The organism is Pseudomonas sp. LG1D9 (genome assembly GCF_002949995.1).
Classification (GTDB): domain Bacteria; phylum Pseudomonadota; class Gammaproteobacteria; order Pseudomonadales; family Pseudomonadaceae; genus Aquipseudomonas; species Aquipseudomonas proteolytica.
The window spans coordinates 2,724,002-2,742,408 of the sequence record NZ_CP026881.1; the positions used below are offsets into that span (position 1 = coordinate 2,724,002).

The 18,407-nt window shown below is 61.2% G+C and carries 18 protein-coding genes; 15 read left to right on the top strand and 3 right to left on the bottom strand.

Translation table 11 applies throughout. The features are described from left to right. Positions 1–144 precede the first annotated feature (144 nt). The 6 genes from C5F71_RS13160 (at position 145) to C5F71_RS13185 (ending at position 7,715) form a co-directional block, all read left to right on the top strand. Positions 145–897, top strand: coding sequence for a gluconate 2-dehydrogenase subunit 3 family protein (locus C5F71_RS13160; protein WP_104911271.1), 753 nt, complete (start codon positions 145–147; stop codon positions 895–897). 2 nt (positions 898–899) lie between these two features. Further along, positions 900–2,684 carry a GMC family oxidoreductase gene (locus tag C5F71_RS13165; protein ID WP_029290295.1) on the top strand — a complete coding sequence of 595 codons (1,785 nt, stop codon included), beginning with the start codon at positions 900–902 and terminating at the stop codon, positions 2,682–2,684. Positions 2,685–2,696: 12 nt separating this feature from the next. Beyond that, positions 2,697–3,995: a cytochrome c gene (locus C5F71_RS13170; RefSeq protein ID WP_104911272.1), complete on the top strand. Its 1,299-nt coding sequence runs from the start codon at positions 2,697–2,699 to the stop codon at positions 3,993–3,995. A gap of 81 nt (positions 3,996–4,076) precedes the next feature. Next, on the top strand, positions 4,077–5,135 hold the full coding sequence (locus C5F71_RS13175) for a PA0069 family radical SAM protein (protein WP_092232490.1): 1,059 nt from the start codon (positions 4,077–4,079) through the stop codon (positions 5,133–5,135). A 227-nt stretch (positions 5,136–5,362) separates the two neighbouring features. Further along, positions 5,363–6,094: a carbonic anhydrase gene (locus C5F71_RS13180; protein ID WP_029290302.1), complete on the top strand. Its 732-nt coding sequence runs from the start codon at positions 5,363–5,365 to the stop codon at positions 6,092–6,094. Between the two features lie 85 nt (positions 6,095–6,179). Further along, on the top strand, positions 6,180–7,715 hold the full coding sequence (locus C5F71_RS13185; RefSeq protein WP_104911273.1) for a SulP family inorganic anion transporter: 1,536 nt from the start codon (positions 6,180–6,182) through the stop codon (positions 7,713–7,715). Between the two features lie 160 nt (positions 7,716–7,875). Here the strand turns inward: C5F71_RS13185 and C5F71_RS13190 are convergent, their stop codons facing one another. Beyond that, positions 7,876–8,523, bottom strand: a complete 648-nt coding sequence (locus tag C5F71_RS13190; protein WP_032862631.1) for a hypothetical protein — start codon at positions 8,521–8,523, stop codon at positions 7,876–7,878. A gap of 367 nt (positions 8,524–8,890) precedes the next feature. Here C5F71_RS13190 and coxB point away from each other — a divergent pair, with 367 nt between their 5' ends. The 4 genes from coxB to C5F71_RS13210 all read left to right on the top strand — a co-directional run bounded on the left by coxB (position 8,891) and on the right by C5F71_RS13210 (position 13,275). After that, entirely contained in the window at positions 8,891–10,018 is a 1,128-nt protein-coding gene (coxB, locus tag C5F71_RS13195; RefSeq protein ID WP_104911274.1) for a cytochrome c oxidase subunit II, read from the top strand. A 58-nt stretch (positions 10,019–10,076) separates the two neighbouring features. Beyond that, positions 10,077–11,666, top strand: a complete 1,590-nt coding sequence (gene ctaD / locus C5F71_RS13200) for a cytochrome c oxidase subunit I (RefSeq protein ID WP_029290313.1) — start codon at positions 10,077–10,079, stop codon at positions 11,664–11,666. A gap of 135 nt (positions 11,667–11,801) precedes the next feature. Beyond that, the gene (locus C5F71_RS13205; RefSeq protein ID WP_029290315.1) at positions 11,802–12,353 is read left to right on the top strand and encodes a cytochrome c oxidase assembly protein; all 552 of its coding nucleotides are present in this window, start codon (positions 11,802–11,804) and stop codon (positions 12,351–12,353) included. 34 nt (positions 12,354–12,387) lie between these two features. Next, on the top strand, positions 12,388–13,275 hold the full coding sequence (locus C5F71_RS13210; protein WP_029290317.1) for a cytochrome c oxidase subunit 3: 888 nt from the start codon (positions 12,388–12,390) through the stop codon (positions 13,273–13,275). Positions 13,276–13,279: 4 nt separating this feature from the next. Here C5F71_RS13210 and C5F71_RS13215 read toward each other — a convergent pair whose 3' ends face one another. Further along, positions 13,280–13,483 (bottom strand): twin transmembrane helix small protein, encoded by a 204-nt coding sequence (locus tag C5F71_RS13215; protein WP_029290319.1) that lies wholly within the window; start codon positions 13,481–13,483, stop codon positions 13,280–13,282. An 84-nt stretch (positions 13,484–13,567) separates the two neighbouring features. Between C5F71_RS13215 and C5F71_RS13220 the strand changes: the two genes are divergently transcribed. From C5F71_RS13220 to C5F71_RS13240, 5 genes are read left to right on the top strand one after another with little or no spacing between them, the layout of a single operon-like run. Further along, entirely contained in the window at positions 13,568–14,308 is a 741-nt protein-coding gene (locus C5F71_RS13220) for an SURF1 family protein (RefSeq protein ID WP_029290321.1), read from the top strand. After that, positions 14,274–14,867 carry a hypothetical protein gene (locus C5F71_RS13225; protein WP_029290323.1) on the top strand — a complete coding sequence of 198 codons (594 nt, stop codon included), beginning with the start codon at positions 14,274–14,276 and terminating at the stop codon, positions 14,865–14,867. Before C5F71_RS13220 ends, C5F71_RS13225 begins: the two co-directional genes overlap by 35 nt. A gap of 10 nt (positions 14,868–14,877) precedes the next feature. Next, positions 14,878–15,957, top strand: a complete 1,080-nt coding sequence (locus C5F71_RS13230) for a heme A synthase (protein WP_104911275.1) — start codon at positions 14,878–14,880, stop codon at positions 15,955–15,957. After that, a complete protein-coding gene (cyoE, locus tag C5F71_RS13235) occupies positions 15,945–16,844 on the top strand; it encodes a heme o synthase (protein WP_029290327.1) in 900 nt (299 codons plus the stop codon). Before C5F71_RS13230 ends, cyoE begins: the two co-directional genes overlap by 13 nt. After that, complete coding sequence (locus tag C5F71_RS13240; RefSeq protein WP_029290329.1) at positions 16,841–17,476, top strand: SCO family protein; 636 nt, start codon at positions 16,841–16,843, stop codon at positions 17,474–17,476. Before cyoE ends, C5F71_RS13240 begins: the two co-directional genes overlap by 4 nt. 157 nt (positions 17,477–17,633) lie before the next feature. On the opposite strand, the gene C5F71_RS13245 is transcribed toward C5F71_RS13240, so the two are convergent. After that, complete coding sequence (locus C5F71_RS13245; protein ID WP_104911276.1) at positions 17,634–18,407, bottom strand: MetQ/NlpA family ABC transporter substrate-binding protein; 774 nt, start codon at positions 18,405–18,407, stop codon at positions 17,634–17,636.

The following is an 18,407-nucleotide window of genomic DNA, read 5'->3' on the forward strand; positions in this document are numbered from 1 at the left end:
GCGCGCATTTCTCGATTTTCCTGGCTGAAACGATTCCTTCATTACTTAGCCTGCTATCATTTGTAACTATTCATTGCTATCAAAACGACAAGCCGCTCCACGAAGCGACTGCTCAAACCCGTGACTACATGATGAGGTGCCACCATGTCTGATCAAGATCGAGACAACCCCCGGCGTGACTTTTTGCGCAAATCCTTGACCTTGATCCCGGTGGTCACGGTTGCCAGTACCGGCCTTGGCGGCTCGATGCTGATGGCCACGCCTGAACCTGCCCAAGCCAGCCCGGCCAAGGCACCCGCCAGTGAAAAGACCTACGAGCCCAGCTACTTCACCGCCGAGGAATGGGCGTTTATCAACGCCGCCGTCGCGCGCTTGATTCCTGCCGATGCCCAAGGCCCGGGCGCCCTGGAAGCCGGTGCGCCGCAATACATCGACCGCCAGATGAACACCCCTTACGCCAGCGGTGCCCTGTGGTTTATGCAAGGCCCATTCAACGCCGACGCGCCGCCCGAGATGGGTTGGCAGAGCAAGCTGGTGCCCAAGGAGATCTATCGCCTGGGTATTGCTGCCACGGATTCCTGGTCGAACGCGTTCAACGGTAAAACATTTGCCGGGCAAGACAGCGCTACCCAGGATGATTTGCTGCGTCGCCTGGAGGCTGGTGGTGCGGAAACCGGCGAGCATTTCGCGGCGGTCCCACCGAAGATTTTCTTCAACTTGTTGCTGCAAAACACCAAGGAGGGGTTCTTCTGCGACCCGATCCACGGCGGCAACAAAGGCATGGTCGGCTGGACCATGATCGGCTTCCCCGGCGCCCGCGCCGATTTCATGGATTGGGTTGAACGCAACGAGCAATACCCCTTCGCGGCTGTTTCCATCCGTGGCGAGAGGGCATAAGCGTGGCGACCATCATGAAGAAAGTCGATGCAGTGATCGTTGGCTTTGGCTGGACTGGCGCGATCATGGCCAAGGAACTGACCGAAGCAGGCTTGCACGTGGTAGCGCTGGAGCGCGGCCCGATGCAGGACACCTACCCTGACGGTAACTACCCACAGGTGATCGATGAACTGACCTACAGCGTGCGTAAAAAACTCTTCCAGGACATCTCCAAGGAAACCGTGACCATTCGCCATAGCGTGAATGACATTGCCTTGCCCAACCGGCAGTTGGGCGCGTTTTTACCGGGCAATGGCGTGGGCGGCGCGGGCCTGCACTGGTCGGGCGTGCATTTTCGGGTGGACCCTATCGAGTTGCGCATGCGCAGCCATTACGAAGAGCGCTACGGGAAAAACTTCATTCCCAAGGACATGACCATCCAGGACTTCGGCGTCAGCTACGAAGAGCTGGAACCGTTCTTCGACTACGCCGAAAAAGTCTTCGGCACCTCCGGCCAGGCCTGGACCGTAAAAGGCCAGTTGGTGGGTGAAGGCAAGGGCGGTAACCCTTATGCGCCGGATCGCTCCAGCCATTTCCCACTGGAGTCGCAGAAAAATACCTACTCGGCGCAACTGTTCCAGAAAGCTGCCGCCGATGTGGGCTACAAACCCTACAACCTGCCGTCGGCCAATACCTCGGGGCCCTACACCAACCCCTATGGCGCGCAGATGGGGCCGTGCAACTTCTGTGGTTTTTGCAGTGGGTATGTCTGCTACATGTACTCCAAGGCATCGCCCAACGTGAATATCCTGCCAGCGTTGCGCCAGGTACCGAACTTTGAGCTGCGGCCCAATTCCCACGTGCTCAAGGTCAATCTCGACAGCACCAAGCGCAAGGCCACCGGCGTGACCTACATCGACGCCCAGGGTCGCGAGATCGAGCAACCGGCGGACCTGGTGATTCTTGGCGCCTTCCAGTTCCACAACGTGCGCCTGATGCTGCTCTCGGGCATCGGCAAGCCCTACGACCCGATCACGGGCGAAGGGGTGGTGGGCAAGAACTTCGCCTACCAGAACATGGCCACCATCAAGGCCTACTTCGATAAAGACGTGCACACCAACAACTTCATCGGCGCCGGCGGCAATGGCGTGGCGGTGGACGATTTCAACGCCGACAACTTCGATCATGGGCCCCATGGCTTTGTCGGTGGCTCGCCCATGTGGGTCAACCAGGCGGGCAGCCGACCGATTGCCGGGACCTCCAACCCACCGGGCACGCCGGCCTGGGGCAGCGCGTGGAAGCGCGCCACGGCCGATTACTACACCCACCAGGTGTCGATGGATGCCCACGGCGCCCATCAGTCCTACAGGGGTAACTACCTCGATCTGGATCCGGTTTACCGTGATGCCTACGGCCTGCCGTTGTTGCGCATGACCTTCGACTGGCAGGAAAACGACATCAAGATGAACCGCTTCATGGTCGAGAAAATGGGCAAGATCGCCGAGGCGATGAACCCCAAGGCGATTGCCGTGCTCGGCAAAAAAGTCGGCGAACACTTCAATACCGCGTCCTACCAGACCACCCACCTCAATGGCGGCGCGATCATGGGTACCGACCCGAAGACCAGCGCGTTGAATCGCTACTTGCAGTGCTGGGATGTACACAACGTGTTTGTCCCGGGCGCATCTGCTTTCCCACAAGGCCTGGGCTACAACCCTACGGGCCTGGTGGCGGCGTTGACCTACTGGTCGGCCCGGGCGATTCGCGAGCAGTACTTGAAAAACCCCGGCCCGCTGGTTCAGGCATAAGGAGCGACGACCATGAAAGCATTTGTTATCGCGACCCTGGCCTTGTTCAGCAGTTGCTCGGTGAGCGCCGCGCAAGCCGATTTGATCAAGCAAGGCGAATACCTGGCCCGCGCCGGTGACTGCGTGGCCTGCCATACGGCCAAGGGCGGCAAGCCGTTTGCCGGTGGGCTGCCGATGGAAACCCCGATCGGCGTGATCTACTCCACCAACATCACCCCGGACAAAGCCGGCCTGGGGGACTACAGCTTTGAAGACTTCGACAAGGCCGTGCGCCATGGCGTCGCCAAAAGCGGTAGTACCCTTTACCCAGCGATGCCCTACCCGTCTTATGCACGTGTCAGCGAAACCGACATGCAGGCGCTGTATGCGTACTTTATGAAAGGTGTGGAACCGGTCGCCCAGGCGAACCAGGACAGTGATATTCCCTGGCCCTTGAGCATGCGCTGGCCCCTGGCGGCGTGGCGCTGGATGTTCGCGCCCGAGGTGGCGGACTATCAGGCCCCGGCCGATTCCGACCCGGTGATCAGCCGTGGCGCCTACCTGGTGGAAGGCCTGGGTCACTGCGGCGCTTGCCATACCCCGCGGGCCCTGACCATGCAGGAAAAGGCCCTGAGCGCGGTGGACGGGGCGGCGTTCCTGTCCGGCAGTGCGCCACTGGAAGGCTGGATCGCCAAAAGCCTGCGCGGCGACCACAAGGACGGCCTGGGCAGTTGGAGCGAAGAGCAGCTGGTGCAGTTTCTCAAGACCGGTCGCAGTGATCGCAGCGCGGTATTTGGCGGTATGAGCGATGTGGTAGTCCACAGCATGCAATACATGTCTGAAGACGACCTGACAGCTATCGCCCGTTACCTCAAGAGCCTGCCGGCAGTGGACCCCAAGGATCAGCCGCACCAATACGACAAGCAGGTGGCCGAGGCGCTGTGGAAGGGCGATGACAGCAAGCCAGGTGCCGCGGTGTACATCGACAACTGCGCGGCCTGCCACCGTACCGACGGCCATGGCTACACCCGCGTGTTCCCGGCGCTGGCGGGCAACCCGGTGTTGCAGACGGCAGATGCCACGTCGCTGATCAACATTGTGTTGAAGGGCGGCACCCTGCCGGCCACTCACGCCGCGCCTTCGACCTTCACCATGCCGGCGTTTGCCTGGCGGTTGTCGGATCAGGAAGTGGCGGATGTGGTCAGCTTTATCCGTGGCAGCTGGGGTAACCAGGGCGCGCCGGTGAAGGCCGGCGAAGTCGCCGACCTGCGCAAGAGCGATCAACACAGCACCTCGGGCGACGATCTGGGGCAAGTGACCACGAGTCACTGATTCAGGCTTTGCCGCCCAACGGCACTGGTCAGATACGCTGCGTCTCGATACTGTATATAAAAACAGTATCGAGGCGCTTTCATGTCCACTCCTCTACCGCCGCGTGGGCGAGGCACCGCCACCAACCTGCACAATCGCTTCGCGCCCACGGTCAGTGTGGCCGAGGACGATGGTTGGTATCAGGAAGTGCCGCCGACCCAGGGTACCGAAGTGCGTATCGAGACGGCGAAGACCATCATCACCCGCAATACCTCGCCAGACCTGCCGTTCGATCGCTCCATCAACCCTTACCGGGGCTGTGAGCACGGTTGTATTTATTGTTATGCGCGGCCCAGCCATGCCTATTGGGACATGTCCCCGGGCCTGGACTTCGAAACCAAGCTGATCGCCAAGAGCAACGCCGCCGAGGTGCTGGAGCAGCAATTGTCCAAGCCCGGCTATGTGTGTGCGCCGATCAACCTGGGCTCCAACACGGACCCGTACCAGCCCATCGAGCGCGAGTACAAGATCACCCGGCAAACCCTGGAAGTGCTGCTGCGCTATCGTCACCCGGTGACTATCGTGACCAAGGGTTCGTTGATCCTGCGTGACCTGGACCTGCTCACGGAGCTGGCCCGCCAGCGGCTGGTAGCGGTGATGATCAGCCTTACCAGCCTGGACGATGAACTCAAGCGCATCCTGGAGCCCCGTGCGGCGGCGCCCAAGGCGCGTTTGCGGGCGATCCGGGTGATGCGTCAGGCGGGTATCCCGGTAGGCGTGCTGTGTTCGCCGATGATTCCGATGATCAACGACAGCGAACTGGAAAGCCTGCTCGCCGAGGCCCATGCCGCCGGGGCACAGAGCGCCGCCTATATGATGCTGCGCCTGCCCCTTGAGGTGGCGCCGCTGTTCGAGGAGTGGCTGGCGGCCCATTACCCGCAGCGGGCGGCCCATGTGATGAGCCTGGTCCGCCAGGTGCGCGGGGGCGAAGTCTATGACAGCCGCTTCGGTGTACGCATGCGCGGTGAGGGGCCGTTTGCCGACCTGCTGGCGCAACGATTTGCCAAGGCGATCAAGCGCTTGGGGCTGGACCGACGGGAAGGCTTCAACCTCGATTGCAGTGCATTCTGTCCGCCCGGCAGGCAGTTGGCTTTGTTGTAGACTGATACAAATGCGCGCACTGCCCAGCCAGGGTGGTCGCGTTTTGAAATCACTGAAACCCGCGAGATAGAGCGGTTGATTCAGTTTGAGTTAAGTTTTGGCAGGTACCTTGTTCATCGAGTGACTGGTGGGTCTGCGTCGCGGCTGGTGTGGTTTTCCAATTATTGCAATGGTCGCGCGCCAAACTGAACTGCAACACTCCCCTGCTCCAACTACGAGGATGAATCATGAGTGACAAGGATAAACAGCCGTTGGCTGCGTCGGCTTCAGCCCCTCACGAGGCGGAGTCCGCCGATGCAGCGCTGCAGCACATCGTTGATGGCTTTTTGCATTTCCATAACGAGGTCTTTCCCCAGCAGGAAGAACTCTTCAAGAAACTCGCCACGGCCCAGAGCCCACGGGCGATGTTTATCACCTGCGCCGACTCGCGCATTGTTCCAGAACTGATTACCCAAAGCTCCCCGGGCGATCTGTTCGTCACCCGTAACGTGGGTAACGTCGTACCGCCTTATGGGCAGATGAACGGCGGTGTGTCCACGGCCATCGAGTACGCGGTGCTGGCCCTGGGCGTGCAGCACATCATCGTCTGCGGTCACTCCGACTGTGGCGCGATGCGGGCGGTGCTCAACCCCCAGAGCCTGGAAAAGATGCCCACGGTCAAAGCCTGGCTGCGCCATGCCGAGGTCGCCAAGACCATGGTCCAGGACAACTGTGATTGCGCCAATGAAGGCGAAAGCATGCAGGTGCTGACCGAAGAAAACGTCATCGCCCAGTTGCAACATTTGCGCACCCACCCTTCTGTGGCTTCGCGCATGGCCAACGGTCATTTGTTTATCCATGGCTGGATCTACAACATCGAGACCAGCGAGATCAAAGCCTACGATGCGGACCAGGCCACGTTCCTGCCGCTGACCGGTTCCGGACCGATCCCTTCGGCGACGCCCAAAGCGCGCTTCTAAAACAATCCCCTGCCGGGTAATGCGATGGCTGCCATGGATGCAGCCAGGCCTTGCCACGCCCGGCGAATGCCTCGGGAGAGTCATTATGCGTGCAGCTCAATTGAAAACAGTGCTGCCACGGGAGCTGTTGGCTTCGGTGGTGGTGTTTCTGGTGGCCTTGCCACTTTGCATGGGGATCGCCATTGCTTCGGGCATGCCGCCGGCCAAGGGCCTGATCACCGGGATCATCGGTGGTCTGGTGGTGGGTTGGCTGGCCGGCTCGCCCCTGCAAGTCAGTGGCCCGGCTGCCGGCCTGGCGGTGTTGGTGTTCGAACTGGTGCGCCAGCACGGGATGCTGATGCTCGGGCCGATCCTGCTGTTGGCGGGCTTCCTGCAACTGGTGGCCGGGCGCCTGCGCCTGGGCTGCTGGTTCCGGGTGACGGCGCCTGCGGTGGTCTACGGCATGCTGGCGGGGATCGGGGTGCTGATTGTCCTGTCGCAGGTGCATGTGATGCTCGATGGAGCGCCCAAGCCGTCTGGGCTAGATAACCTTGCCGGCTTCCCCGCTGCAGTGGCCCAGGCCATTCCCGGTCTCGGCTGGCAAGCCGGTCTGCTGGGGTTGTCGACGATTCTGGTGATGTGGATGTGGGATAAATTTCGTCCGCAAAAACTGCGCTTTGTACCGGGTGCGTTGCTGGGGGTGGGCTTGGCGACGGCAGCCAGCCTGATGCTGGCATTGCAGGTCAAACGCGTGGAAGTGCCGGAAAACCTCGCCGATGCCATCGACTGGCTCCGCCCCAGTGACCTGCTGAACCTGGCCGACCCCAACCTGCTGATCGCTGCTTTCGCGGTGGCCTTTATTGCCAGTGCCGAAACCTTGCTCTCGGCGGCAGCTGTGGATCGGATGCACAACGGCCAACGCTCGGACTTCGACAAGGAATTGTCTGCCCAGGGTGTAGGCAACATGTTGTGTGGCCTGGTGGGCGCATTGCCCATGACCGGGGTGATCGTGCGCAGTTCGGCCAACGTCCAGGCGGGCGCAACCACGCGTCTGTCGGCAATGTTCCATGGTCTCTGGCTGCTGGCCTTCGTGTTGCTGCTGTCGAGCGTGCTGCAAAGCATTCCGGTGGCGAGCCTGGCGGGTGTGCTGGTGTACACCGGCATCAAGTTGGTGGACCTCAAGGCGTTCCGTGGCCTGGGGCGCTATGGTCGGATGCCGATGTTCACCTACGCGGCCACGGCCCTGGCGATCATCTTTACCGACTTGCTGACCGGTGTACTGGTGGGCTTCGGCCTGACCCTGGTGAAACTGGCGTGGAAGGCTTCACGCTTGAAAGTCAGCCTGATCGACCTGCCCCAGGACGGTGAAATGGAGTTGCGGTTGATAGGCGCGGCGACCTTTCTCAAGGTGCCCGCATTGACGCAGGTACTGGCGACAGTGCCCGCGGGAAGCACCGTGCATGTGCCGCTCAATAACCTGAGCTACGTGGATCACTCGTGCCTGGAATTGCTGGAGGAATGGGGGCGGGCCAATGCGGCCAAGGGCTCGAAGTTGGTGATCGAGGCGCGCGGGTTGAAGCGTCGGTTGGAAGGGCGGATAAGAACCACGACCCGGATCGGTTCTGCCCCGTCAGTGGGCTGACGAAACCGCATAAAAATGTGGGAGGGGTTTGTGTGGGAGCCGGGCTTGCCCGCGATAGCATCACCGCGGTGTAACTGATGCACCCCGGTGCCTGCATCGTGGGCAAGCTCGGCTCCCACACAAACCCCTCCCACATTTTGTTCTGTGCCAGGCCGCAACTCTAGGCCGGCTGATCCAGCTCCAACTCCACGCCCAGCTGGCGTGACAGGCAAGGCCAGCGCTTCCACGCGGCTTCCGTTGCCGGGCTCTTGAGCTGCTCGCGATAGGCCTCGACGGACTCCAGAGCAAAGCTCTCTTCATTGAGCATCTCATCCACCGCCAGGTGCACGGCTTCATCCAGCTGGTTGGCGAAATCTTCGCCGATCAACTGGTGGGCAATCACATTGGCAACGGTGGTGTCCGCCGGAATCAACGGCTGGCCGAAGTGCTTGATATACAAATCGTTCACTTCTTCCACCAGCCGGTGGGCCAGGTAGGCCTCGTCCAGCAGGCCGTTCAGGCCTTCATGGGCGGCGAGGATGGCCGGTGGCTGGAGAAAGAAATGCTCGGCGATTTTCAGCACCGGCTTGATCTGGCTTTCAATCCCTGCTTCCCGGGCCACGTCGTTGGCGGCGTCCAGCAGGTCCGGAACCTGATCGATGTAGGCGGTGACGAAGCGCGTCATCACGGCATTACGATCACCCTCGGCCAGGGAAATGGCCGAATGCAGGTGTGGTAACTGAGCGTCCAGTTGTTTAGCCAATTGGCCAGTGGACGCTTCGTGTTGATGGGCACGGGAAATCTGCTCGCGCAATGCGGCGGTGTTCATGAAAGCTCCAGGAATACGGGCGTAGGAAAGGGGATTGCATAAGGTAGCTCGTTTATACGAGCCCCTAAGACGCATTTGTCATAATTATTTCATGGTTATGCGCCGCTGTTATATCGAAATGCCATCGTTCGTCGGATAGGCCTTTAATCTGCTGGCCGGCCAGCGCCGTTCGTCTCTTTTTACTGATTTGTCCCCACACATTGCGGGGTCGCAGTCGCTGTCTATACTCGGGTTTGTACGCAATTAGCTGATGACGCCCGACTGCATTAGGCAGGCAAGGCTTGGCGGATGTAAGCAGTTTGGAAGCCGCCCCCTTGGCCGCAGGTGCAAACCGGCGGGATAACAAGAACGATAAGGGGAACCCGCAATGACGCGACATCCACATGTTTGGATGGGCTTACTCTTGTGGTCAGTATTCAGCCAGGCGCAGGCCGCCTGGACAGTGAATATGGCACCAGGGGCCACTGAAGTCAGTCACGCTGTGTTCGACCTGCACATGACCATTTTCTGGATCTGTGTGGTGATCGGCATCATCGTGTTTGGCGCCATGTTCTGGTCGATGATTGTGCATCGGCGCTCCACAGGCCAGGTGGCGGCCAAGTTCCACGAAAGTACCACGGTCGAAATTCTCTGGACCGTCGTGCCCCTGCTGATTCTCGTCGCCATGGCTATTCCCGCGACCAAGACCCTGATCAACATCTACGACAGCAGTGAGTCGGATATCGATATCCAGGTCACCGGCTATCAGTGGAAGTGGCACTACAAGTACCTGGGCCAGGACGTCGAGTTCTTCAGCAACCTGGCCACCCCCGCCGAGCAGATCCAGAACAAGGCCACCAAGGGCGAACACTACCTGCTGGAAGTCGATCAGCCGCTGGTGCTGCCGGTGGGCGCCAAGGTGCGCTTTTTGGTGACCGCCGCCGACGTGATCCACTCCTGGTGGGTACCGGCGTTTGCGGTCAAGCGCGATGCCATCCCCGGCTTCGTCAACGAGGCCTGGACCCGGGTCGAGAAGCCCGGCATCTACCGCGGCCAGTGCGCAGAGCTATGCGGCAAGGACCACGGGTTCATGCCCATCGTGGTCGAGGTCAAGTCCAAGGCGGACTACGAAACCTGGCTCGGCGAGCGCAAGGAAGAAGCCGCCAAGCTCAAGGAGCTGACCTCCAAAGAGTGGACACTTGAAGAGCTGGTGGCCCGTGGCGACAAGGTCTACCACACCGCTTGCGTCGCCTGTCACCAGGCCGAAGGCCAAGGCCTGCCGCCGATGTTCCCGGCGCTCAAGGGCTCGAAAATCGCCACCGGACCTGCGGCAGATCACCTGAGCATCGTCTACCACGGCAAGCCCGGGACCGCGATGGCGGCGTTCGGCAAGCAGCTGTCGGAAGTCGATATTGCGGCAGTCGTGACCTACGAGCGTAACGCCTGGGGCAACAACAAAGGCGACATGGTCACGCCTAAAGACGTGCTGGCCATCAAACAGGCGGAAAGCAAATGAACCTCTTCATTGCGTATGCCCTGACCCGCCCCGCCCATCCGCTTGCAGGAGAACGGCCATGAGCACTGTGATCGATGACCACGGTCATGCCGCTGACCACGCCCACGGCCCCGCCAAGGGCTTGATGCGCTGGGTGCTGACCACCAACCACAAAGATATCGGGACCATGTACCTGTGGTTCAGCTTCGCCATGTTCCTGCTCGGCGGCTCGTTCGCCATGGTGATCCGTGCCGAGTTGTTCCAGCCGGGGCTGCAAATCGTCGAGCCGGCGTTTTTCAACCAGATGACCACCATGCATGGCTTGATCATGGTGTTTGGCGCGGTGATGCCGGCGTTTGTCGGCCTGGCCAACTGGATGATCCCGCTGATGATCGGCGCGCCGGACATGGCCCTGCCGCGCATGAACAACTTCAGCTTCTGGCTGTTGCCGGCGGCGTTCCTGTTGCTGGTCTCGACCTTGTTCTCCCCGGGGGGCGGGCCCAACTTCGGTTGGACCTTCTATGCCCCGCTCTCCACCACCTACGCCCCGGAAAGCGTGACGTTCTTTATCTTCGCCATTCACCTGATGGGGATCAGTTCGATCATGGGCGCGATCAACGTGGTCGCCACCATCCTCAACCTGCGTGCCCCGGGCATGACCCTGATGAAGATGCCGCTGTTCGTCTGGACCTGGCTGATCACCGCGTTCCTGCTGATCGCGGTGATGCCGGTGCTGGCCGGTTGCGTGACCATGATGCTGATGGATATCCACTTCGGCACCAGCTTCTTCAGCGCTGCCGGCGGCGGTGACCCGGTGTTGTTCCAGCATGTGTTCTGGTTCTTCGGCCATCCCGAGGTGTACATCATGATCCTGCCGGCCTTTGGTGCCGTCAGCTCGATCATCCCGACCTTCTCGCGCAAGCCGCTGTTCGGCTACACCTCGATGGTCTACGCCACCGCGAGTATCGCGTTCCTGTCGTTTATCGTGTGGGCGCACCACATGTTCGTGGTGGGCATTCCGTTGGTGGGTGAGTTGTTCTTCATGTACGCCACCCTGCTGATCGCCGTGCCCACCGGGGTCAAGGTGTTCAACTGGGTCAGCACCATGTGGCAAGGTTCGTTGACCTTCGAAACGCCCATGCTGTTTGCCGTGGCCTTCGTGATCCTGTTCACCATCGGCGGCTTTTCCGGGCTGATGCTGGCCATTGCGCCGGCGGATTTCCAGTACCACGACACCTACTTTGTGGTGGCGCATTTCCATTACGTACTGGTGCCCGGGGCGATCTTCGGGATCTTCGCCTCGGCCTACTACTGGCTGCCGAAATGGACCGGCCATATGTACGACGAAACCCTGGGCAAGCTGCATTTCTGGCTGTCGTTCGTGGGGATGAACATGGCGTTCTTCCCGATGCACTTCGTCGGGCTGGCCGGCATGCCGCGCCGGGTGCCGGACTACAACCTGCAGTTCGCCGATTTCAATATGGTGTCGTCGATTGGCGCCTTCATGTTCGGCGCCACGCAGATTTTCTTCCTGTTTATCGTGATCAAGTGCATCCGTGGCGGTAAGCCCGCGCCGGCCAAGCCGTGGGATGGTGCCGAAGGGCTGGAGTGGAGCATTCCTTCGCCAGCGCCGTACCACACCTTCACCACGCCGCCGGAGGTCAAATGAACAGCGGGTCTGTAGGCGCGAGCTTGCTCGCGAAGGGCGTGAGCGATAACGCGGGTTGCCTGGATAAACGCGGCGCGCTGTGGTTTTTCGCGAGCAAGCTCGCTCCTACAGAACCGTCACGCGGGGGTGGGCGCCATGGCTGATTCCGTGCCCCTCAACCGCCTGGTCACGCGCCTGCTGATCCTGGTGCTGGCGATGTTCGCCTTTGGCTTCGCCCTGGTGCCGATCTACGACGTGATGTGCAAGGCCTTCGGCATCAACGGCAAGACTGCCGGGCAGTACGAAGGCTCACAGGTAGTCGATCCGTCGCGCCAGGTGCGGGTGCAGTTTCTGTCGACCAATGCCATCGATATGGTCTGGGAATTCCACTCCAAGGCCGACGAAATCGTGGTCAACCCTGGCGCGGTCAACGAGATGGTGTTCGTAGCCTTCAACCCCAGCGACAAGCCGATGACGGCCCAGGCGATCCCGAGCATTTCCCCGGCCGAAGCGGCGATGTACTTCCACAAGACCGAGTGTTTTTGCTTCACCCAGCAAGTGCTGCAGCCGGGGGAGCGCATCGAGATGCCGGTGCGCTTCATTGTCGACCGCGACATGCCCAAGGATGTGAAGCATTTGACCCTGGCGTACACGCTGTTCGATATCACTGCGCGCCAACCGCCCGTGGCTGTCCATACCGGCGGCTAGGCGTGCCTGCGGGCTCGATTAGGAGAACGGATACATGTCGACTCATGATACGTACTACGTACCAGCGCAAAGCAAGTGGCCAATAATTGCCACGTTTGGGCTGCTGATCACCGTGTATGGCCTGGGCGTGTGGTTCAACGACCTCAAGGCTGCGCGCCCGGAATCCCACGGGCCTCTGATCTTTTTCGTGGGCAGCCTGCTGTTGGCCTACATGATGTTTGGCTGGTTCGGCGCGGTGATCAAGGAAAGCCGCGCCGGGTTGTACAGCGCACAGATGGACCGCTCGTTTCGCTGGGGCATGACCTGGTTCATCTTTTCCGAGGTGATGTTTTTTATCGCCTTCTTCGGTGCGCTGTTCTATGTGCGGCATATGTCGGCGCCGTGGCTGGCCGGGGAAGGCTCCAAGGGCATTGCGCACATGCTGTGGCCGAATTTCGAGTTCGCCTGGCCGCTGCTCAACAACCCCGACCCCAAGCTGTTCCCGGCGCCGGAAGGCACTATCAGCCCGTGGGGCTTGCCGCTGGTCAACACCATCTTGCTGGTGAGTTCCAGCGTGACCATCACCATCGCCCACCACGCCCTGCGCAAGGGCCATCGCGGTGCGCTGAAGATCTGGTTGGCGCTCACTGTGTTGCTGGGGGTGGCGTTCCTGGGGTTCCAGGCCGAGGAATATATCCACGCCTACAAAGAGCTGGGCCTGACCTTGGGCTCGGGGGTGTATGGCGCGACTTTCTTCATGTTGACCGGGTTTCACGGCGCCCACGTGACCATCGGCACGATCATTTTGTTCGTGATGCTGATGCGCATCCTCAAGGGGCATTTCAATGCCGAGCACCAGTTCGGCTTCGAGGCGGCCAGTTGGTATTGGCACTTTGTGGATGTGGTGTGGATCGGTTTGTTTTTCTTCGTCTACGTGCTGTAGCGACTTACCAGGGCGCGTGGGAAACCAGCTGGCCGCTGAAGAACCCCCAGGTGATCAGCGCCAGGGTCATCACGGCCAGCACCACGCGCACAGTCAAGGCAGTGACAAGGCGATTGGAGTGGCCTTCGTCCTTGACCAGAAAGAACAAGCCACTGAACAGGCTCACAACGGTAGCGATCAGCATCAGGGCAATAGCGGCTTTGAGCATGGTCAGGCTCCAGGGCTGTTTTTTTGAGGGGCGGGCAATGAGATTCAGTATAGCCAGCGCAGCACCCACCTTCGCGGCAACGCCATGAAACCCTTTCGCCCCGGGATTGCGCCGACGCTGGTGGTGCTCGTGCTGCTGCCGCTGATGGTGTTCCTGGGTTTCTGGCAACTGTCCCGTGGCCAGGAAAAACAGGCGCTGCTGCAGAGTTATGCCGAGCGCCGGGCGGCGCCGCCTATCAGTGTTGAACAGTTGGATGGGGTGGCTGACCCAGCCTTTCGCCGGGTGCAGTTGCGCGGGCAGTTCGATGCCGGGCACAGCGTGCTGCTGGATAACCGCATGCGTGACGGCAAGGCCGGCGTCGAGTTGCTGCAACCCTTTCATGACCAGGCCAGCGGCCAGTGGCTGTTGCTCAATCGCGGCTGGCTGGCGTGGCCGGATCGACGCACGCCGCCGGCCTTCACCACGCCCGACCAGCCTTTGAATATCAATGCCTGGGTGTATGTCGCACCGGGCGAGACGTTCCAGTTGCATGCCGACCCGGCCGCCGCGCAATGGCCACGCTTGCTGACGGCGCTGCATCCACAGGTGCTTTGGGCTGAGTTGGGCCGCAGCGGGTTTGCCTTTGAACTGCGGGCCGAAGCCGGCCCTGCGACCTATGAAACCCAGTGGCCGGTAGTGGCCATGGGGCCGGAAAAACACTTGGGGTATGCCGTGCAGTGGTTCGCCATGGCGTTGGCGCTGCTGGGCCTTTACCTCTACCTCGGATGGCACAACGCAAGGGAGAAGCACCATGGGAGCGGCCATGAATCCACTCAACATGTCTGACACGCCAGCGGCGCCCAACCGGCGCAAGGGGCGCTGGCAACTGATCCTGATCCTGCTGATGGTGATCGGCCCGATGGTGCTGGCGACCCTGATGTACAAGTTGCAGTTCTGGGTGCCGGACAACCGCAGTGATCACGGCGAGATGATCGGCAATGGCCAGACCCGCGCCGATATCGGCGTGCAGGCCGACGAGCAGCGCTGGCAATTACTGGTGACCGCCCCCGCAGCCTGCGCCGCCGATTGCCAGCAATTGGTCTACCTCGCGCGCCAACTGCAGATCGGCCTGGGCCGTGATGCGTCCCGCGCCAGCCATGCCCTGGCCAGTGCGCAGCCGCTCAGTGCCGAATACGAGACCAAGCTGAAAGCCGAATATCCGCAGTTGCAGCGTTTGCCCCTGGACCTGCCGACCTTCAAGCAAAACGCTGCCGCGCCCGGCGATGCCCAACTGTGGATCGTCGACCCCCACGGCAACCTGGTGCTGCGCTATGACGCGCGGGTCAAGGGCAAGGATCTGCTCAACGACCTGCGCCATCTGCTGAAACTGTCGAATATCGGATAAGGGCATCGTCATGGCCAAACCTGGATTTCGCCTCGCGCTGTTTGCCACCCTGCTGGCGCTGATTGTCGTGTTGCTCGGCGCCTACACCCGCCTGACCCATGCCGGCCTCGGTTGCCCGGACTGGCCGGGTTGCTACGGCTTTATCAGCGTGCCTAAAAGCGAGGCCCAGTTGGCCCATGCCGAGCTGCATTTCCCGGATACGCCGGTGGAGGCCGACAAAGGCTGGAACGAGATGACCCACCGCTACGCCGCAGGCACCCTGGGGCTGCTGATCACGTTGCTGGCCGCTCGCGCCTGGACCCATCGCCGGCATCCGGGGCAACCCTTGAAGCTGCCGCTGTTCCTGCTGGCGGTGGTTTTCGCCCAGGCGGCCTTTGGCATGTGGACGGTGACGCTCAAGCTCTGGCCGCAGGTGGTCACCGGGCATTTGCTCGGCGGGTTTGCGACGTTGAGCCTGCTGTTTTTGCTGACCCTGCGTTTGTCCGGGGTGTTGCCGGCGCTGATCGTGCCCAGGCGCTTGCAGTACTGGGCCACGGCGGGCCTGGTGTTGGTGATCGGGCAGGTGGCGCTGGGTGGTTGGGTCAGCTCCAACTACGCGGCGGTGGCCTGTATCGACTTGCCGACGTGCCATGGCGAGTGGTGGCCGGCGGCGGACTTTGCCAATGGCTTTCACCTGACCCAGCATATCGGCCCCAACTATCTGGGTGGGCAACTGGACAGCGACGCACGCACGGCGATTCACCTGACCCATCGCATGGGCGCGCTGGCCGTCACCGTGGTGCTACTGGGGCTGGCCTGGCAGCTCAAGGCGGTGGGCATGACGCGCCTCGCCGGGTTGCTGCTGGTGGCGCTCGCCGTGCAGATCGGCCTGGGCCTGAGCAATGTGTACTTTCATTTGCCGCTGCCGGTGGCGGTCGCCCATAACGCCGGCGGTGCAGCGCTGCTGCTGACCCTGGTGCTGGTCAATTACCACGCCCGTACCAGCCTGGTGCGGGTCCGCCATCAAGTGCCGTTCGGTTGGCGCTTCAGCCCGCGCAAACACGTTTCGGGCCTGATCACCCTTAAAGGAGAGATGCCATGGCGACCTTGATTGGCGAGCGTCACAGCCAGGCGATCTGGCGTGACTATCTGGAGCTGACCAAGCCCAAGGTGGTGGTGCTGATGCTGATCACCTCACTGGTGGGCATGTTTCTCGCCACCCGCGCCGGTGTGCCGTGGACGGTGCTGATCTTCGGCAACCTGGGGATTGCCCTGTGCGCTGGTGGCGCAGCGGCGGTGAACCATGTGGTGGACCGGCGTATTGATGCGCTGATGGCGCGTACTCACAAGCGGCCGCTGGCCGAAGGCCGGGTGTCCCCGGTCGCCGCGCTGACATTTGCCCTGGCGCTGGCGGTGGCCGGGCTGGGCTTGTTGCTGGCCTTTACCAACCCATTGGCGGCCTGGCTGACGCTGGCCTCGTTGCTGGGCTATGCGGTGATCTACACCGGCTTCCTCAAGCGCGCGACGCCACAGAACATCGTGATCGGCGGCCTGGCCGGTGCGGCGCCGCCGTTACTCGGTTGGGTAGCGGTCACCGGTCATGTGAGTGCCGAGCCATTGCTGCTGGTGCTGATCATCTTTGCCTGGACCCCACCGCACTTCTGGGCCCTGGCCATTCATCGCAAGGAGGAGTACGCCAAGGCCGATATCCCGATGCTGCCGGTGACCCACGGCGAGCACTACACCAAGGTGCATATCCTGCTCTACACCTTCGCGCTGCTGGCGGTGAGCCTGATGCCCTATGTGATCCATATGAGCGGGCTGTTGTACCTGGGCTGTGCACTGGTTCTGGGCGCACGCTTTCTGCAATGGGCCTGGGTGCTGTACCGTGGCAGTCGGCCGCACGCGGCGATTAATACCTTCAAGTACTCTATCTGGTACCTGTTCCTGCTATTTATCGCCCTGCTCGTAGACCACTACTTATTGTTGAACCTATGACTCGAACTCAAAAAACTGTCTTTATCCTGGTGGCCATCGTGGCGTTGGTCATGGGCCTGACCGTCAATAAAGTACTGTCCGGCAAGGGCCAGGGCGACCCTACGGCATTGATCGACGCGGGCATTATCCTGCTGCCGCAAAGCCGCCAGTTGCCGCCGGTGACCATGACCAACCAGGACGGCCAGCCGGTGCTGGTCAACGAGTTGAAGGGCAAGTGGAGTGTGCTGTTCTTCGGCTACACCTTCTGCCCGGACATCTGCCCGACCACCCTCGCCCAGCTGCGCCAGATCAAGAGCGAGCTGCCCAAGGACGTAGTGGATAAGCTGCAGGTGATCCTGGTCAGCGTTGACCCGCATCGCGATACTCCGACGCAGCTCAAGCAATACCTGGGCTACTTCGATCCGCAATTTGCAGGCCTGACCGGCGCGAATGTGGAGGATGTGCAGAAGGTGTCGAATGCGGTGAGCATTCCGTTCATTCCGGCCGATACCAGCAAGCCGAACTACACCGTCGACCACAGCGGCAACCTGGCCTTGATCGGCCCGGATGGCACCCAGCGTGGGTTTATCCGTGCGCCGTTGAACAACCAGAAGCTGGTGGCGCAGTTGCCGGGGTTGTTGCAGCGTAACTAGTTCTGGAGCAAATCCAGCTGACAACACAGGTCAAGTGTGGGAGCTGGCTTGCCTGCGATAGCGTCAGGTCAGCCAGCCTTTTGGTCGCTGATCCACCGCTATCGCAGGCAAGCCAGCTCCCACATTCGATCTCCAGTGTTTTGGCGATAGTGCTCGATCAGAACGCCGGCAGGATTGCGCCTTTGTACTTCTCGTTGATGAATTTCTTCACCTCGGGAGTGTGCAGGGCTTTGACCAGTTTCTGCACCGCGTCCGAATCCTTGTTGTCCTCGCGGGTCACCAGGATGTTGACGTAAGGCGAGTCGTTGCCTTCGATCGCCAGGGCATCCTTGGCAGGGTCCAGCTTGGCTTCCAGGGCGTAGTTGGTGTTGATCAGCGCCAGGTCGACCTGGGTCAGCACGCGTGGCAGGGTGGCGGCTTCCAGTTCGCGGAATTTCAGGCCCTTTTCATTACCGGTGATGTCCTTGATGGTCGACAGGATATCGGTCGGATCCTTCAAGGTGATCAGGCCCTTGCTGGCCAGCAGCAACAGCGCGCGGCCGCCGTTGGTGGCGTCGTTGGGGATGACCACGTTGGCACCGTCCGGCAGCTCGGCCAGGGTCTTGTACTTGCTGGAGTATGCGCCCAGGGGCTCCAGGTGCACGCCGGCCACACTCACCAGGTGAGTGCCCTTGGCCTTGTTGAACTCATCCAGGTACGGCTTGTGCTGGAAGAAGTTGGCGTCCAGGCGCTTCTCGGCCACTTGTACGTTCGGCTGCACGTAGTCGGTGAACACCTTGACCTTCAAGTCCACGCCTTGTGCGGCCAGGGCCGGCTTCACGAACTCAAGGATCTCAGCGTGGGGCACCGGCGTGGCGGCGACCGTCAGGGTCTCGTCGGCATGGGCGGAAAGCGCGACAACCGCGGCGAAAGCAACCAGTAGTTTTTTCAT

Coding starts and splice junctions, on each gene's coding strand:
- C5F71_RS13160 (WP_104911271.1), top strand. CDS start 145: ATGTCTGATCAAGATCGAGACAACCCCCGGCGTGACTTTTTGCGCAAA.
- C5F71_RS13170 (WP_104911272.1), top strand. CDS start 2,697: ATGAAAGCATTTGTTATCGCGACCCTGGCCTTGTTCAGCAGTTGCTCG.
- C5F71_RS13175 (WP_092232490.1), top strand. CDS start 4,077: ATGTCCACTCCTCTACCGCCGCGTGGGCGAGGCACCGCCACCAACCTG.
- C5F71_RS13180 (WP_029290302.1), top strand. CDS start 5,363: ATGAGTGACAAGGATAAACAGCCGTTGGCTGCGTCGGCTTCAGCCCCT.
- C5F71_RS13185 (WP_104911273.1), top strand. CDS start 6,180: ATGCGTGCAGCTCAATTGAAAACAGTGCTGCCACGGGAGCTGTTGGCT.
- C5F71_RS13190 (WP_032862631.1), bottom strand. CDS start 8,523: ATGAACACCGCCGCATTGCGCGAGCAGATTTCCCGTGCCCATCAACAC.
- coxB (WP_104911274.1), top strand. CDS start 8,891: ATGACGCGACATCCACATGTTTGGATGGGCTTACTCTTGTGGTCAGTA.
- ctaD (WP_029290313.1), top strand. CDS start 10,077: ATGAGCACTGTGATCGATGACCACGGTCATGCCGCTGACCACGCCCAC.
- C5F71_RS13205 (WP_029290315.1), top strand. CDS start 11,802: ATGGCTGATTCCGTGCCCCTCAACCGCCTGGTCACGCGCCTGCTGATC.
- C5F71_RS13210 (WP_029290317.1), top strand. CDS start 12,388: ATGTCGACTCATGATACGTACTACGTACCAGCGCAAAGCAAGTGGCCA.
- C5F71_RS13215 (WP_029290319.1), bottom strand. CDS start 13,483: ATGCTCAAAGCCGCTATTGCCCTGATGCTGATCGCTACCGTTGTGAGC.
- C5F71_RS13220 (WP_029290321.1), top strand. CDS start 13,568: ATGAAACCCTTTCGCCCCGGGATTGCGCCGACGCTGGTGGTGCTCGTG.
- C5F71_RS13225 (WP_029290323.1), top strand. CDS start 14,274: ATGGGAGCGGCCATGAATCCACTCAACATGTCTGACACGCCAGCGGCG.
- C5F71_RS13230 (WP_104911275.1), top strand. CDS start 14,878: ATGGCCAAACCTGGATTTCGCCTCGCGCTGTTTGCCACCCTGCTGGCG.
- cyoE (WP_029290327.1), top strand. CDS start 15,945: ATGGCGACCTTGATTGGCGAGCGTCACAGCCAGGCGATCTGGCGTGAC.
- C5F71_RS13240 (WP_029290329.1), top strand. CDS start 16,841: ATGACTCGAACTCAAAAAACTGTCTTTATCCTGGTGGCCATCGTGGCG.
- C5F71_RS13245 (WP_104911276.1), bottom strand. CDS start 18,407: ATGAAAAAACTACTGGTTGCTTTCGCCGCGGTTGTCGCGCTTTCCGCC.